The following is a 16,854-nucleotide window of genomic DNA, read 5'->3' as shown; positions in this document are numbered from 1 at the left end:
AGGCCTGGGCGTTTTTTGAGCGTTTACGTTAAAATGGCATCTTTATCGATAGTTACCATTGTGAGAGAGGATTTTCATGAGTCAATTTTGGAGCCAATTGGTTCACACCCTAACCCCCTATGTGCCGGGCGAACAACCCAAAGGCGATAGTCTAATTAAACTAAATACCAATGAAAATCCCTACCCACCCTCACCATCGGTTCACACGGCCATTAATACACAGCTTGCCGCTGATAAACTTCGGCTTTACCCTGATCCCAATGCCGATCTGCTCAAGTCCGCATTGGCAAAAACCTATCAGCTTAGCGAACAACAGGTGTTTGTCGGCAACGGCTCTGATGAAGTTTTGGCACATGCGTTTCTGGCATTATTGAAACAAGATCAAGCCATTTTATTTCCGGACATCAGTTACAGTTTCTATCCAGTGTATTGCGGATTGTATGAAATTGACTATGAAACAATTCCACTCGATAAGGATTTTGCCATCAACCCAGAGGACTATCAAAAACCCAACGGCGGCATTATTTTCCCGAACCCTAACGCACCCACAGGTCGGTTGCTAACACTTGACGCCATTGAACGTATTTTAAAATACAATCCCGATTCAGTGGTGGTGGTCGATGAAGCCTATATTGACTTTGGTGGCGTTTCGGCCAGTGCGTTAATCAATCAATACCCAAATCTATTGGTGGTGCAAACCTTCTCAAAATCTCGTTCTTTAGCCGGTTTGAGAGTGGGCTACGCACTAGGTCATGTTGATTTAATTGAAGCCTTAGAGAGGGTTAAGAACAGCTTTAATTCCTACCCATTAGATCAATTGGCCATTGTCGGTGCAGTGGCTGCATTAGAAGACAATGATTACTTTAAATCTTGCTGTCAACAGATTATTAAAACTCGCCAAACCCTGACCGAGTTTTTGCAACAACAGGGATTTGAAGTCCTACCCTCAGCAGCCAACTTTGTCTTTGCTCGCCACCCACACTATGATGCGGCTAAACTTGCTAACCAGTTGCGTGAGCAGTCAATCATCGTTCGACACTTTAAGCACGGCCGTATCGATCAATTCCTTAGAATCACGATCGGCACCGATGCTCAAAATAAACGTTTATGTGACGTCATTGGTAGTTTAATTTCAAATCCATAAAAAAAAAGCGGCTCAGTGCCGCTTTTTAATAGAATGATTCAACCAAACTGCGCTAACTCCGATATTCGGCATTAATTCGAACATAATCATAGGAAAAATCCGTCGTCCATACCGTTTCGGAGACCTCGCCCCGATTCAAGACAATTCGAATCGTAATATCAGCTTCATTCATCACTGCCTGTCCCGCCGCTTCGGTATACGAATCGGCTCTGCCGCCATTTTCAACCAATAGCACGGTCCCTAAATAAATCTGTAAGGCATTAATATCAAAATCAACCAGGCCTGAACGGCCAACCGCAGCTAGAATTCGCCCCCAGTTAGGATCAGAAGCGAATAGTGCGGTTTTGACGAGTGGTGAGAGTGCCACGGCATGCGCCACTTTTAAACATTCTTCAGCAGTCGCCCCCTTTTCAACGATCACCGACACAAACTTGGTTGCGCCTTCACCATCCCGAACGATCATTTGCGCCAATTCAATCATCATCGCTTCGAGTGCTTGATAAAAGCACTGATAGGCCTCTGAATCCATATCAGTGATTTCCGGCATATCGGCTAATTGGGTCGCGGTTAAAGTACAGGCATCGTTGGTTGAGGTATCACCATCAACAGTGATCCGGTTAAAGGAAACTGCGACCGCTGATTTTAATGCTTGATCCAAGCATTCCTGGGAAATTTTGGCATCGGTTGCCGCAAATCCCAGCATGGTTGCCATATTCGGATGAATCATACCGGAACCTTTAGCAATCCCATTCAAGGTCACCAAGTGGCCGTCAATTTCAAATTGGCGTGAAAGCTTTTTAGCACAGGTATCGGTGGTCATGATAGCTTTTGCAGCGGCATCCCACCCCGTCACAGCTTGATTGGCAATGGCATTCGGGACACCCAATGCTAGTTTTTCCATCGGCAAGTTTTCGCCAATCACACCCGTTGAGAAGGGTAAAACAGCCTCTAGCGCGATACCTAACTCTGAGGCAACCCACTGACAAGATTGCTTTGCATCTGCAAGGCCTTGCTCACCAGTTCCTGCATTCGCATTGCCACTGTTTATAATTAAAGCTTCGGTAGCCTGTGATGCCAAATGTTGCTTTGCTAGAACAACCGGAGCCGCACAAAAAGCATTTTGGGTAAACGTCGCTGCGGTACGACTGCCTGGGTGAAATGCCACGACTAACAAGTCTTCCGCACCAGATTTTTTAATTTTGGCTGCCGTTGTGCCTAAATAGACACCTGCAACTGGATGCATCGAGTCCAAATTCATTTTTAGCCGTTCCTTATTATTAAGTCAGCTTACCGCAACATTGTTTGTATTTTTTCCCAGAACCACAAGGACAAGGATCATTTCTACCGACCTTTGGGGCTTCACGCCGGTAGGTGCCTTCCTCTGATTGATTCGACTTTAGATCGTCCGCTGCTGATTCTTTTAAACTGTCAGAGATGGTTTTCGCAGCAGGATGAACCGCTTCAACATCTTGAGGCCGCTCATCCAATTGCTGCTGCTCATAAGCATCAACGTCTTCTGAGCCCCGGATTTGTACCATTGATAGCGTTTGGATGGTTTCAAACATCACTTCATCCAAAAAGGCTTCAAACATCTGTGCCGCAGAAGTACGATACTCTTGGAAAGGATCTTTTTGCGCAAATCCTTTCAAGTGAATCCAACGCCGTAAATAATCCATTTCATTTAAATGTTCACGCCATTGCTTATCAATGGTTCTCAACAGCACTTCTTTTTCAAAATGATGACGGGTGGTTTCATCAATCATCGCCATTTTCTGCTGATATTGAGTTTTTATCGTTTCAACTAGGCGCTCTCTGAGTTTTTCTTCATACAAACTTTTATCTTCGCTTAACCACTCAGCAATCGGCACTTCTACGCCAAAGTCTTCTTGCAACTGTTTTTCCAACCCAGCAATATCCCACTGTTCTTCAATCGAACCGGGTGGAACAAATCCAGCCATCGTTGATTCAATAACATTGCTGCGTAAAGAATCAACAATCTCAGAAACATCATTTTCTTCCATCAGCTCATTACGCTGAGCATAAACCACTTTACGTTGTTCATTGGCAATATTATCAAACTTCAATAAGTTAGCCCTTTCATCCTGATGCATGCGCTCAACTTGCTTTTGAGCTCGCTCAATCGACTTAGAGACCATTTTATGCTCTATCGGTTCATCGGACTTCATGCCTAATCGACGCATCATATTTTTAACTTTTTCAGAAGCAAACCGACGCATCAAGTCATCATCTAAAGAAAGATAAAAACGGGTCACCCCTGGATCACCTTGACGACCTGAACGCCCACGCAACTGATTATCAATTCGGCGAGATTCATGTCGTTCAGAGCCCAGTACTAGCAACCCACCGCTGGCAATGACCGCATCATGTCGCGCTTGCCAATCGGCTTTGACCTGGGCAACTTCTTCTGGTGTCGGATCTTCTAAGCCTTCCAATTCCAAATCTAAGTTACCACCCAGTACGATATCCGTCCCCCGGCCAGCCATGTTGGTCGCAATCGTGACCGCGCCAGGACGCCCGGCATTCGCAATAATAGTCGCTTCTTTGTCATGCTGTTTGGCATTCAACACATTATGCTCAATGCCTTCCTTTTTGAACAAACCGGACAAAATCTCAGACATCTCAATCGACGCCGTCCCAATCAGAATCGGTTGCTGCTTTTCAGCGATGGCCTTCACATCTTTCACGATCGTCGACATTTTACCTTGTATATCTAAAAACACTAAATCCGGCAAATCATCTCTTTGCGGCGGATTATGAGTGGGTACGACCACCACTTCTAGTTGATAGGTAGACAAAAACTCACCTGCTTCAGTATCTGCTGTCCCAGTCATACCAGACAGTTTTTGATATTGACGGAAATAGTTTTGGAAAGTGATAGAAGCATAGGTTTGACTTTCCGCTTGAATGGAAACCCCTTCTTTCGCTTCAACGGCTTGATGCAGCCCATCGCCCCATCGGCGCCCCGCCATTTTACGACCGGTATATTCATCGATAATAATGACTTCATTGTTCTGGACAATATAGTCGGTATTTTTTTCATAAAGCAGATTGGCTCTTAAAGATGCATTCACATACTTCATTAAACTGATGTGTTCTGCATCGTAAAGCGAATCACCTTCCTCTATAATCCCGACTTCAACCAACATGGCTTCCACTTTGGCGTGACCGTCATCGGTCAAGTGGATTTGTTTGGTCTTTTCATCTACAGTGTAATCGCCGGTTGAGGTTTTATTTTCTAAATCCTCAGTTCCTTTTTCTAGACGATCAACTAACGGATTCATCTTTTCATAAAGTTCTGACTTATCTTCTGCAGGCCCAGAGATGATTAACGGCGTTCTGGCTTCATCAATTAAAATCGAATCCACTTCATCGACGATGGCAAAATTTTGGCCCCGCATCACACGCTCTTCTGCAAAAATCGCCATATTATCGCGTAGATAGTCAAAACCAAACTCATTGTTGGTCCCATAAGTGATATCGGCTTGGTAAGCGGCTTGTTTCTCAGCTGGCGGTTGACCGGATAATACGACCCCTGTTGTCAGCCCTAAGAAGCCATATACTTGCCCCATCCACTCGGCATCACGTGAGGCCAAATAATCATTGACCGTAATCACATGAACCCCTTCTCCGGTCAGCGCGTTCAAGTAAGCTGGCAAGGTAGCAACCAAGGTTTTCCCTTCCCCTGTCCGCATTTCAGCAATATTGCCCTCATGCAATACCATGCCCCCAATTAACTGGGTATCATAGTGACGCATGCCCATCACTCGTTTACTGGCTTCACGCACCACAGCAAACGCTTCAGGCAACAATTGGTCAAGAGTGGTGTCACCCTCTGACAGTTGCTGCTTAAATGCCAATGTTTTTTGTTTGAGAGCTTCATCCGTTAGCTGCGATAATGCATCTTCCAATGCATTAATCTGCTGAACTTTTTTCTTATATTGCTTAATTAGCCGGTCATTTCGGCTGCCAAAAATTTTCTTGAAGAGTTTTAAAGCCATTCTTACTGAAATCCAATAATTAAAGAGAGCCTGAAGCGGCTGATTTTTTTAAAAAATGATTAGCATTCTAACACATTTCCAGAACGGAATAGCATAGCGATAATGAAAGGCAAATGAGAGGAATGGTTAGATTAAAATTTTACTGCTTCCGTATTGTATGGGGGGTTCACCATCTTCATAGGTCACCACTTCATAGGCGGAGGTATCGGCCATTAAAGCACGCAACAATTGGTTGTTCAGCGCATGCCCAGATTTATGAGCCGTAAACTCACCAATAATAGGATGCCCGGCCATATAAAGATCACCGACCGCATCTAAAATCTTATGGCGCACAAATTCATCTTTGTCACGTAAGCCTTCTTGGTTAACAACCCCATTATCATCAAGACCAATAGCATTATGAAGACCTGCGCCCAAGCCGAGATTCTGAGCTCTTAAGGTTTCCATATCTTTCACAAACCCAAAGGTTCTTGCTCGACTGACTTCTTTAAAATAAGAAGTCGATGAAAACTCCAAGGTCATTTTTTCGGCAGTCTGATCAAACGCAGGATGATCAAATTCAATCGAAAAATTGAGTCGAAACCCGTTATACGGCATGAACTTAGCGACACCGCCTTTATCATTTGTCACTTCAATTTCTTTGTTAATGCGAATGAATTTTTTCGGAGCATTTTGTAGTTTGACGCCCGCTGCTTGCAAAAGAAAAATAAAATGAGAGGCGCTACCATCCATAATCGGAACTTCATCTGCGGTAATATCGATATAAAGATTGTCAATCCCCACCCCTGCCAACGCTGACATCAAGTGTTCAATTGTCGCAATCTTAATACGTTCACTCTCACGCTCTTGCACGATCGTGGTACAAAGCATGGTTTCTTTGACTAAACTCGGAGAAACGGGAAAGGCCACTACGGGATTAACGTCAATACGACGAAAACAAATCCCGGTGTTAACGGGTGCAGGACGCAATGTCATAATTGACTTATGACCAGTATGCAGCCCGACGCCTTTTGCTTTAACCGTATTGGCAAGTGTTCTTTGTTTCACAAATGACTCTTTTTGTTCAAAAATAAATAGCGGCGAATTCTATCACAAAGCACGCTCGCGAATTTCTAAAAATTCTGACTAAACCAACTTTTCATTTTCGCCAGTATCGACCCTGCATCCTGACTTAACGCGCGTTGATTCTCGCTTGCGGGCTGATAAGATTGGTGTTCTTTTGCATACATAAGCAATCCAACCGTGGTTGCAAAAGAAGGGCTTCTGACTTCTTCTTTCAATCCTGATATTTCTTGTGGGATTCCTAGACGCACTGGCATGTGAAACACCTCTTCGGCCAATTCGACAGCGCCTTCAACTAACGAGCTTCCGCCAGTTAATACAATACCCGCAGCGATTTTATTTTCGAAATCAGTTCGTCTTAACTCGGCTTGAATTAATTGAAATAACTCCTCATAGCGCGGTTCAATGACTTCGACTAAGGTATGGCGTGACAAGCATCTAGCTGGCCGATCCCCCACGCTAGGCACTTCAATTTCTTCGTCTTTAGAAATGAGTTGCGGCAGGGCACACGCATATTTTCGTTTAATTTCTTCGGCCGCCGTCTTTGGCGTTCTTAACGCCATTGCGATATCATTTGTGACCTGATCACCCGCAACGGGAATAACCGCTGTATGACGAATGGCGCCATTTTGAAAAACTGCAATGTCGGTCGTTCCACCGCCAATATCCACCAAACAAACACCCAGCTCTTTTTCATCTTCTGACAACACCGCTTCCGAAGAAGCTAACTGTTCTAGAATCAAGTTGTCGACTTTTAATGAGCAACGCTCAACGCATTTGGTAATATTTTGAGCTGCGCTAACCGATCCCGTCACCATGTGAACTTTGGCTTCTAAACGAACGCCGGACATTCCAATAGGTTCCCGAATACCGCCTTGACTATCAATCATAAACTCTTGCGGCAAAATATGCAGAACCTCTTGATCTCCCGGAATGGCAATCGTTTGCGCCGCATCAATCACACGCTGTACATCTTCTTGCTGGACTTCTTGATGACTAATGGCCACCATTCCGTTCGAGTTAAAGCTACCAATATGGCTTCCTGCAATACCGACTGAAACCGATGTGGCTTTAATGCCCGACATTCTTTCCGCTTCATCAATAGCGCGCTGTATCGATTCAACCGTTGAATCGATATTGACCACAACGCCTTTTTTAAGGCCTTTTGATGGATGAGTTCCGAGACCCACAACTTCAATACCGCCGTCCTCTTTAACTTTGCCAATAATTGCTGCTATTTTTGAGGTACCAATATCCAGTCCGATAACGATATTAGCGTTTGAAGTCTGTTGCTTTCTTGCCATTCGTGGTTTCACCTTTATTGCTCGATGCTATTAGGATTTGTTTGCGCCCTGGTATCCATTTGCTTTTCAGGGGTGCGTGTAGCACGCTTAATTACAAACCCATTACTATAGCGTAAATCATAAACTTGTGCGAATTTTCTTAGTGCTGGATCCGTCTTGGCAAACGCGCGCATAAACCGGTCAATCTTAGATTTTTGATCCGTATCATCCACTAATAACCGAATACCCGACAAAAAGTCCAATTGCCAACTGCGATCAGGCTGTTGCGACAGTTTTTCAATGTGCCAACCCAACTGACTAAACTGCTGTTGAAAATCCGACAGAGTTTGCAAAATACTGGCCGCATTCAGCGGATTGCCATCCAACTTGACAAGCTGTTGAAAAGGGTCAATCTGATGTGGATAAAAAATCTCACCCAATTGATTTAATAGCCCTTCATCCTGCCAACGTGCAACAGGTGTTTGTTCAATCAGTTCGACCCGGAGTTGATTAGGCCAACGTCGGGTGACCTGCGCTTGATAAACCCACTCCATCCTGACCAGATCCGCATGAAGTCGTTCTAAATCGACACGCCAAAAGGATTTCCCCATATAGGGCTCAACCACCTCTTGAACCTGCGCTTGGCTGACTTGTTCAACCGAACCTTTAAGCTGTACTTTTGAAAGGGTAGAGGTGCTCGATACCGCTGCCCAAGTCACCATACCGACTAACCCGATCATCCCAGTGATGAACGCAACTCTTTTCACATTATCGCCTTTAGGAATCCGAATTCAATGTTAGGGTCAATAGTCTCAACACCAACTGATCAAAGCCAACTCCCATTGCTTTTGCTGCCATCGGCACCAAACTATGATCGGTCATTCCGGGCACGGTATTCACTTCAATGAGCCAGGCCTGGTCATTTTTATCCAAAATAAGATCAACCCGCCCCCAATGTCGCGCCCCAATGGCATCAAAAGCTTCCAGCACACACCGTTGGATATTGGCCTGCAGATCTCCTGGCAAATCACAGGGACAAATATATTGAGTGCTAGAAGATTGGTATTTGGCATCAAAATCATAAAAATCATGATCCGTTTTAAGCTCAATCAACGGTAGCGCTTCGCCATCAACGACCGCACAGGTAAACTCTCGGCCGTCGATCCATTGTTCAATCAAAACCTCATCATCATATTGTTGAGCAAAGGCCACAGCAGCTTGTAATTCGGAGGCGTCATTCACTTTGCGCATGCCAATGCTCGAGCCTTCATGACTTGGCTTAACAATCACTGGAAAATCTAAATCGAACTCGGATAAAACTAACGGTGATGTCCAGGAAACCCTTTTAAATGGCGGCGTTGGTAAGCCAACTCCTTTCCATAACCATTTTGTTCTAAGCTTATCCATCGCTAAAGCCGAAGCCGTCATTCGACTACCGGTATAGGGTAACTTTAAAGCTTCCAATACGGCCTGAACGCCACCATCCTCCCCCCAGCGACCATGCAACGCAATAAAAGCACGGTCATAGTTTTCAGCAATCTTATTTAACTGCGCGACTGAAGTGACGTCACACCCTCGGGCATCTACTCCAGCGCTTTGCAGAGCTTTCGTAACGGCTCGACCACTTTTCAGTGAGATAGCTCTTTCAGCGGAGTTGCCCCCCATTAACACGGCAACCTTTCCAAATTTTTTAATCAAACGTTGCTCATTATTTTGGCTCGTCATTGACCTCAACCCTTTGCTTCCATTGTTTGGCAATTCCGCCGATATCCCCTGCTCCCATTACTAACACCACATCGTTATCCAACAACAGGTTTTCAGTCAGCTCTTCAAGTTCCACAGGCGTCTCGACATGCAAATTATCTTTATGCCCCCTCAAACGCATAGCCTGCAATAACGCTTTTGAGTCAAAGGCTGCAATGGGCAGCTCACCAGCAGCATACACATCTAACAAGACTACCAAATCCGCCTTCATCAACGCCAGCACAAAATCATCAAACAAATCTCGTGTTCGGCTATATCGATGCGGTTGAAATACTAAAACCAATCGTTGATTAGGGAAAGCGTGCTTAGCCGTCTCTAAGGTTGCTGTTAATTCAGTTGGATGATGACCGTAATCATCAACCAGTGTGACTTTTTTCCCACCAAGATAACAATTTGGATAAACTTCAAAACGACGCCCCACGCCGCCAAAATTGGCTAAGGCTTGCTGAATATCGGCAATGGGCACTTTTAATTCTAACGCCACCGAGATCGCTGCCAATGCATTCAGTACATTGTGTTTGCCTGGCTGATTTAAAGTAACATCAAAACTGGACTTATCCGCTTGCTCAACGGTAAAATGCATTTTTAAAGCCGTTTGAACAATCTGCGTTGCCCGCAAATCATTATGCACCTCTTGACCATAGGTGTGGACTTTACGAGACAGTTTGGGGAGTAAGGCTTGGATATTGTGATCGTCACCACATAAAATCGCTACCCCATAAAAGGGCAAACGATGAATAAACTCAATAAAGGTATTTTCCAGATTTTGATAATCGCCTTGATAAGTTGCCATATGATCTTCATCAATATTAGTCACCACCGACATCATCGGCGATAAATGAAGAAATGACGCATCCGACTCATCAGCCTCCGCCACCAAATATTGACTACTCCCTAATCGGGCATTGGAATCAAATTGGTTAAGCTTTCCCCCTATCACAAAAGTGGGATCTAACCCGCCTTGAGTGAGAATGGCGGCGACAAGAGAAGTCGTAGTGGTTTTACCATGAGTTCCAGCAATCGCAATACCAAAGCGCATACGCATCAACTCGGCTAACATGGCCGCCCGAGGAATCACCGGAATACGACATTTCTTAGCGTAAACGACTTCAGGGTTGTCGGCTGAAATGGCCGTTGAAACCACCACCACTTCACTTTGCTGAATATAAGCTTCATCATGCCCAAGCTGAATTTTGGCGCCTAATGATCGCAAGTGCTGCACGGTTGGGTTATCTTTAATGTCTGAACCGGATACCGAAAACCCTAAACTAAGACAAACCTCAGCAATACCAGCCATCCCCACACCACCAATCCCGACAAAGTGGATTTGCTTTACCTGATCTTTCATTCTATTTTTACTCTAACTTTCTCAACATCATCTGATGTTAGATATGATACCGACTTCCGAATCCCTTGTTATAAAAACCTGAGCTTGATTTAGAAAATAAACGCTAATGAAGCCAGGTATGTTCGGGTTCTTCAGGCGCGGAAACGGCTTGCGGAATTAACCAGTAATGTTGCCCCAGTACCGCAGCCAGTTCTGAGGGTTTCTGTAAAGGATGGACTATTTCAAAGTGAGAGAAGGTTGAACCACTGACAAAGCCTTGCTCAACCGCTTCGTCGACTAGTTGCAATATTTGTGCTACATCATCCCCCTGCAAGGTTTCCGTTACTGGATTCCAAAACAGAATTCTGGCAGGCCAATCAGAATGCGGTAAAGGCAAGCACTCAATGCGAATCCAAACATCTGTTTCTTGCTCCGCCACTTAAATACCCTCCTAACCGGGTTGACCACAGTAGCCAGTTAACCTAACTCAGCTAACTGCTAGTATTTATTAACGCAACATGTCCAGTGCCTCATGAAGGGCTGAGATCAATCGATCAATATCTTCTTCATTATTATAAACCCCAAACGAAGCGCGGACTGTTGCCGGCACTTGAAAGCGTTGCATCACGGGCATTGCACAATGATGACTGGCACGAACCGCAACGCCTTCTTGATCTAATAAGGTGGCAAGATCATGAGGGTGAGCCCTCTCAATCACAAAAGAAATCACCCCCCCTTTTTCAGAGGCTTGCCCAACGATTCTTAAACCCTCTATCGCCTGAAGTTTTGCAGTGGCATACTGTAAGAGCGTTTGCTCATAATGAGCAATGGCTGTCAAACCAATCTGATTGACAAAATCGATGGCCGCTCCCAAGCCAATTACCCCAGCCATATTCGGCGTTCCTGCCTCAAACTTATAGGGCAGTACATTATATTCGGTCTTCTCAAAGGTCACGGAATAGATCATATCCCCCCCGCCTTGATAAGGCGGCATCGCCTCTAGTAGAGCTTCTTTTCCATATAAGACACCCACGCCCGTCGGGCCATAGACTTTATGCCCTGAAAAAGCATAAAAATCACAGCCAATGTCTTGGACATCCACGGACATATGTGGAACCGCTTGTGCACCATCTATCAACACGGTCGCACCCACTTCTTTCGCCATTTGAGTCATCGTCTTAACCGGATTAATCGTCCCCAAAGCATTGGACATATGGACGACTGATACCAGTTTAGTCTTTGCCGTTAAAGACTGGGCAAACTCTGCTAAGGATATCTCTCCGAGATCATTTATCGGCAACACCATTAATTTGATCCCCAAAGCGTCACGCAACATTTGCCAAGGCACAATATTGGAATGGTGCTCCATTTCGGTAATTAAAACTTCGTCTCCCGGCTGAAGATTTTGTCGCCCCCACGTTTGAGCGACCAAATTAATGGCTTCAGTCGTACCGCGAACAAAGATAATTTCCTTGCTAGAAGCGGCATTTAAAAATTGACGGGTTTTCTCACGGCTGGCTTCATAAGCTTCGGTCGCTCGTTCACTTAAACCATAGACGCCACGATGAACATTGGCATTATCCATCGAATAATACTGAGTAATACAATCTATCACGCTTTGCGGTTTTTGGGACGTCGCGCCACTGTCTAGATAAACCAACGGGTGACCATTTTCAGATTGTTTTAGGATGGGAAATTGATTTCGGATATCAGCGAAGTTCATAAGTTTATACCAAAGCAGTTCAAATTTTACGGGTGCGGGCATAAGTCGATTGTCGACTATAATTTATCCACAACTCGCTGTGTTAACCAAGCTTGCATAGCTGGCTGAACCTGAAATTTCTCTAAAGGTTCTAATAAAAAGGCTTGGGTAATCAACTGCATCGCATCTGTCCGTCTGATCCCTCTGGCCTGAGCATAAAAAAGCTGATCTTCATCAATTTGTCCTGCCGCACATCCATGCGAACATTTAACATCATCTGCATAAATTTCTAACTGTGGTTTAGCATCCACTTTTGCTTGCGGAGACAATAACAAACTCTTAATATCCATTTGACCATCGGTCTTTTGTGCACCTTTTGCCACCTCAATCATGCCCGCAAAGACACCTCGCGCTGCGTCACCTAAGACCATTTTATGCAGTTGACGACTTTGTCCATGCAAAGCATGATGTTGAGTCAAGGTGCGGGTATCCAACAACTGCTGATCACGACCGGGCACAATGGAGTCCTGAGTTGTTTCAGCCGCGTCGCCCTGTTGCTGTGCCACACTATGATGTCGTGACAATTGACTGCCTAAAGCCAGATACGTACTTTCAAAGTTTGAATTCGTTGCTTGAGTAGTCGTTTGATGGTTAAAGTAAAAACTACTGTCACTCAAGTCCTGCAATACCACTTGTTTACAAGTCGCACCTGCCTCAAGCGTGATTTGACCAACGCCATTGACCCAGGTCAACGTTTCATCTGCTAGGCAAACGAAGTGTTGCAGCAATTGACATTGTGCCGCTTCCCCCAAATGCACCTGCAGTCTTGGAGTCAATACTGTTCCAGATTGGGTTTGAACAAACAGAATATGCAAAGGCACCTCTAATACTATCTGTGCATCCAATTGTATGGTCAAGCCTTGATCGAGCAACAACTCGTTGATCCACTGAAATGCATCAGCCGTTTCGGGCAAGGCAATACTCTGAATGGCATCAGCATCAGCCATCTCAATAGACAGCCCATCCGGGATATACTCAAAACCCGCGGACAAAGATTCCGAAAATTCACCATCCACAAACACCAAACGAATCGTTTCAAAATCCGGTAAAAAAGGCTCCAGTTGTGCCAAGCTCAGTTCAGCTGTTGACACCGTTTCACTCAAACGAAAATCTTGCTGCAAGAGTGGTTGAATCGACGTATATTGCCAATCTTCGTCCTTGCGCGTTGGTAACCCCAATGACAACAATTGCTGCTGAGCGGCTTCGCGTTTGACAACTAACGCATCCGCTTCGGTTTGTGCATTTAAGGATGTAGACAACCCGATAACCTTATCGATAAATTGACGGGCAGCGGGACTCATTTTAGGGGAGGTCTTCGAACTCATAATACCCTCATTTCTGGGTTTGCTGCTGTTGGTGGGCTTGTATCAGGTCATCATAGCCCTTCTCTTCCAACTCATGAACCAATTCAAAACCGCCTGACTGAATAATCTGCCCATCAAATAACACATGCACAAAATCCGGTTTAATATAATCCAGCAGTCGCTGATAATGCGTCACCACAATAAAACTACGATCCGATGACCGTAACGAATTCACGCCATTGGCAACGACTTTCATCGCATCAATATCCAACCCCGAATCCGTTTCATCAAGGATACACAACTTTGGCTCTAGCAAAGCCATTTGAAAAATATCGTTACGTTTTTTTTCACCGCCTGAAAAGCCGACATTGACCGACCGATCTAACAAGTTCTTTGGCATTTTCAGCAAATCAATCTTCGATTGCGCATAAGTATCAAAGTCGAACATATCCAGCGCAGGCAAACCCTGTTCATCACGAATGGCATTGACAGCGGTTTGCATGAATAATTTATTGCTGACACCCGGAATTTCTACCGGATATTGAAAGGCCAAAAACACCCCTTTACGAGCGCGTTCTTCAGCAGATAGCTCTAATAAATCTTCTCCCGACAAAGACACAGTTCCGGCAGTAACTTCATAATCTTCTCGACCGGCAAGCACACTGGATAGCGTACTTTTACCTGCCCCGTTTGGTCCCATAATGGCATGGACTTCGCCGGGTTTTACATTTAAATTCAGGCCCTTTAAAATTGCCTTTTCCGGTTCATCTGCCACTTGCGCGTGGAGGTTTTCAACTGATAATAACATAGTGCTTCTCATTTCATTTTTGGATCATCTAAGTTAGCGCATTGGCTTAACCCACCGACCCCTCTAAACTAATAGCTAAAAGTTCTTCGGCTTCTTGTGCAAATTCCAATGGCAGCTCGCTAAAGACGTCTTTACAGAAACCATTCACAATCATGGAAATCGCATCCTGTTCACTAATACCTCTTTGCTGACAGTAAAACAGCTGATCCTCACCGATCCGTGATGTCGTGGCTTCATGCTCCATTTTGGCAGAGGCATTTTCCACTTCAATATATGGGAACGTATGCGCACCGCACTGATCGCCAATCAACATTGAATCACATTGGGTAAAATTCCGAGCGCCTTCAGCTGAGGGTAAAATTCGCACTAAGCCGCGATAGGTATTGTCTGATTTCCCCGCTGATAGCCCTTTTGAAATAATGGTGCTCCGCGTGTTCTTACCAATATGAATCATTTTGGTTCCGGTATCAGCTTGTTGACGGCGATTGGTCAAAGCGACTGAGTAAAACTCGCCAATCGAATGATCCCCTTTCAAAATACAGCTTGGATATTTCCAGGTTATAGCAGAACCAGTTTCAGCTTGAGTCCATGACAATTTGGCATGTGCTCCTTCACAAATACCCCGTTTGGTAACAAAGTTTAAAATGCCGCCTTCACAATTGTCATCGCCAGGATACCAATTCTGCACTGTAGAATATTTTACTTCCGCATTTTCATGCACAATGACTTCCACGACAGCCGCATGTAGTTGATAGCTATCACGAACGGGGGCAGAACAACCTTCTAAATAACTGACGTAACTATTTTTATCGGCAATTAAAATGGTTCTTTCAAACTGTCCCGTTTTGGCTTCGTTGATGCGGAAATAAGTGGACAAATCAATCGGTGACCGAACCCCTTCTGGAATATAGACAAAGGTTCCATCTGAAGCCACGGCTGAATTCAGCGCGGCAAAATAGTTATCATGATAGGGAACAACCGTGCCTAAATATTGCTGAACTAATTCAGGATGATCATGCACCGCCTCGGAAAAGGAGCAAAAAATAATCCCCAACTCTTCCAATTCCTCCCGCTTGGTCGTCGAAACTGAAACGGAGTCAAAAATCGCATCGACTGCAATATTGGCTTTCTGAGCAGACCCCTCACCATTCACTGGCACACCCAAACTGGAAAAGGCTTTTGCCACTTCAGGATCCATTTCCATTGACATCCCCTTATTACCCGTCGGACAATCACTACTACAACTATTACATTCCGGTGCGGAATAATAGCTGTAATCTTGATAATCAATCGGATCATAACTGGCTTTAGCCCAATGTGGCTCTTCGAGGGTTTTCCAATGAGCAAATGCTTTCAAGCGAAAATCGAGCATCCATTGCGGCTCATTCTTTTTGGCCGAAATGGCTCGAACAACGTCTTCGTTTAAGCCTTTTGCAAAAGTATCCACAACTGTTTGTGTAAAAAAGCCTTCCTTGTAGCCGCTATTTTTACTCAAAAGGTCATTAATCTCTTGATATTGTGTGGTTTCTGACATAGGCTCTATTCATCTATATAATCGTTAATCTAATTTCTGACTATTCTAGTCGGTTATTGTTTTTTTGTCCAGTTTAGCTCAATGACAAAACAGCTAGAAAGCGGGCTTATAATTGGCATGCGCCGATCGCCTGATCTAACCAGGCCTGGTCAAATTGTGGCCCCAATAGCTCTAAAAACGCTTGATCACTTTCGGAATCTGCGGCAAACACATCGCAACGGCTTGGCGTCATTTCAATGGCGACCGGATGATCATAATCATAGGTGAACAAACAGCCTTTTACCCGCCACAAATCCATTGCTAAATTATTTTTTGCCGCATCTAATACCATCAATAGGTGTTCCAGATGGAACCGCTTTGACGTCGATAAATCACCAAACGCCATCGAATGCGTTTGAAATGGCTTCTGCTCCTGCCTAATCGCTTTGAGAGAGACTAAACTCACTGGCTGTGAAACTGACTGCCAGCCAGTCTTATCAACAAGTTCCAAACCTTGCCAACGCTTTCGAGGCAACTGTTTAGAATCGTTTTTTTTAAGCCAATTTTGCCAATACACTTGCATCGACAACTCAGCTTCAGAAACAAAGCTCAATACGACCGCAGTAGACTCGGCCAATAAGGTCTTTAAATATGCTTCGGCGGTTGTTGATAGCAAAGGTGACCGGCAATCTATCACGCACCATATCTGAGATTCACTGCGCAAATGGAGGCTAGCGTCAGCACAATGCTTACTGCCAACGCTTTCGACCGTCACTTGCGGAAAGGTTTGACAAAAAGCTCGCTGAAACCTTTTTTTACCCGCTCCTGGCAACCCAACTAAAACAATCGAATCTGACACTCAATAACC

14 protein-coding genes are annotated in these 16,854 nt (G+C 44.7%); 1 reads left to right on the top strand and 13 read right to left on the bottom strand.

The window, feature by feature from the left end:
- Window positions 1-76 precede the first annotated feature (76 nt).
- On the top strand, window positions 77-1,144 hold the full coding sequence (gene hisC, locus CYQ88_RS02775; protein WP_101839818.1) for a histidinol-phosphate transaminase: 1,068 nt from the start codon (window positions 77-79) through the stop codon (window positions 1,142-1,144).
- Window positions 1,145-1,196: 52 nt separating this feature from the next.
- Here hisC and argJ read toward each other — a convergent pair whose 3' ends face one another.
- The 13 genes from argJ to CYQ88_RS02710 all read right to left on the bottom strand — a co-directional run bounded on the left by argJ (window position 1,197) and on the right by CYQ88_RS02710 (window position 16,845).
- Window positions 1,197-2,402, bottom strand: coding sequence for a bifunctional glutamate N-acetyltransferase/amino-acid acetyltransferase ArgJ (gene argJ, locus CYQ88_RS02770; RefSeq protein WP_101839817.1), 1,206 nt, complete (start codon window positions 2,400-2,402; stop codon window positions 1,197-1,199).
- A gap of 19 nt (window positions 2,403-2,421) precedes the next feature.
- On the bottom strand, window positions 2,422-5,163 hold the full coding sequence (secA, locus tag CYQ88_RS02765) for a preprotein translocase subunit SecA (protein WP_101839816.1): 2,742 nt from the start codon (window positions 5,161-5,163) through the stop codon (window positions 2,422-2,424).
- Window positions 5,164-5,289: 126 nt separating this feature from the next.
- Complete coding sequence (lpxC, locus tag CYQ88_RS02760; protein WP_101839815.1) at window positions 5,290-6,210, bottom strand: UDP-3-O-acyl-N-acetylglucosamine deacetylase; 921 nt, start codon at window positions 6,208-6,210, stop codon at window positions 5,290-5,292.
- A 65-nt stretch (window positions 6,211-6,275) separates the two neighbouring features.
- Window positions 6,276-7,529, bottom strand: a complete 1,254-nt coding sequence (gene ftsA, locus CYQ88_RS02755; RefSeq protein ID WP_101839814.1) for a cell division protein FtsA — start codon at window positions 7,527-7,529, stop codon at window positions 6,276-6,278.
- A 14-nt stretch (window positions 7,530-7,543) separates the two neighbouring features.
- Window positions 7,544-8,275, bottom strand: a complete 732-nt coding sequence (locus tag CYQ88_RS02750) for a cell division protein FtsQ/DivIB (protein ID WP_143483751.1) — start codon at window positions 8,273-8,275, stop codon at window positions 7,544-7,546.
- A gap of 10 nt (window positions 8,276-8,285) precedes the next feature.
- Complete coding sequence (locus CYQ88_RS02745) at window positions 8,286-9,233, bottom strand: D-alanine--D-alanine ligase (RefSeq protein WP_101839812.1); 948 nt, start codon at window positions 9,231-9,233, stop codon at window positions 8,286-8,288.
- Window positions 9,217-10,620 (bottom strand): UDP-N-acetylmuramate--L-alanine ligase, encoded by a 1,404-nt coding sequence (gene murC / locus CYQ88_RS02740; RefSeq protein WP_101839811.1) that lies wholly within the window; start codon window positions 10,618-10,620, stop codon window positions 9,217-9,219. Before murC ends, CYQ88_RS02745 begins: the two co-directional genes overlap by 17 nt.
- Window positions 10,621-10,723: 103 nt before the next feature.
- A complete protein-coding gene (locus CYQ88_RS02735; protein ID WP_101839810.1) occupies window positions 10,724-11,038 on the bottom strand; it encodes a hypothetical protein in 315 nt (104 codons plus the stop codon).
- Between the two features lie 69 nt (window positions 11,039-11,107).
- Window positions 11,108-12,322: an aminotransferase class V-fold PLP-dependent enzyme gene (locus CYQ88_RS02730; protein ID WP_101839863.1), complete on the bottom strand. Its 1,215-nt coding sequence runs from the start codon at window positions 12,320-12,322 to the stop codon at window positions 11,108-11,110.
- A 56-nt stretch (window positions 12,323-12,378) separates the two neighbouring features.
- A complete protein-coding gene (sufD, locus tag CYQ88_RS02725) occupies window positions 12,379-13,686 on the bottom strand; it encodes a Fe-S cluster assembly protein SufD (RefSeq protein WP_101839809.1) in 1,308 nt (435 codons plus the stop codon).
- A 7-nt stretch (window positions 13,687-13,693) separates the two neighbouring features.
- Window positions 13,694-14,473: a Fe-S cluster assembly ATPase SufC gene (gene sufC, locus CYQ88_RS02720; RefSeq protein WP_101839808.1), complete on the bottom strand. Its 780-nt coding sequence runs from the start codon at window positions 14,471-14,473 to the stop codon at window positions 13,694-13,696.
- A gap of 46 nt (window positions 14,474-14,519) precedes the next feature.
- Window positions 14,520-16,007 carry a Fe-S cluster assembly protein SufB gene (gene sufB, locus CYQ88_RS02715; protein ID WP_101839807.1) on the bottom strand — a complete coding sequence of 496 codons (1,488 nt, stop codon included), beginning with the start codon at window positions 16,005-16,007 and terminating at the stop codon, window positions 14,520-14,522.
- Window positions 16,008-16,113: 106 nt separating this feature from the next.
- Complete coding sequence (locus CYQ88_RS02710) at window positions 16,114-16,845, bottom strand: GTP-binding protein (RefSeq protein WP_101839806.1); 732 nt, start codon at window positions 16,843-16,845, stop codon at window positions 16,114-16,116.
- Window positions 16,846-16,854 lie beyond the last annotated feature (9 nt).

Source organism: Hydrogenovibrio sp. SC-1 (assembly GCF_002848135.1).
Classification (GTDB): Bacteria; Pseudomonadota; Gammaproteobacteria; order Thiomicrospirales; family Thiomicrospiraceae; genus Hydrogenovibrio.
Note: the sequence above shows the minus strand (reverse complement) of the source record. Positions and strands in the feature narration are given on the sequence as shown.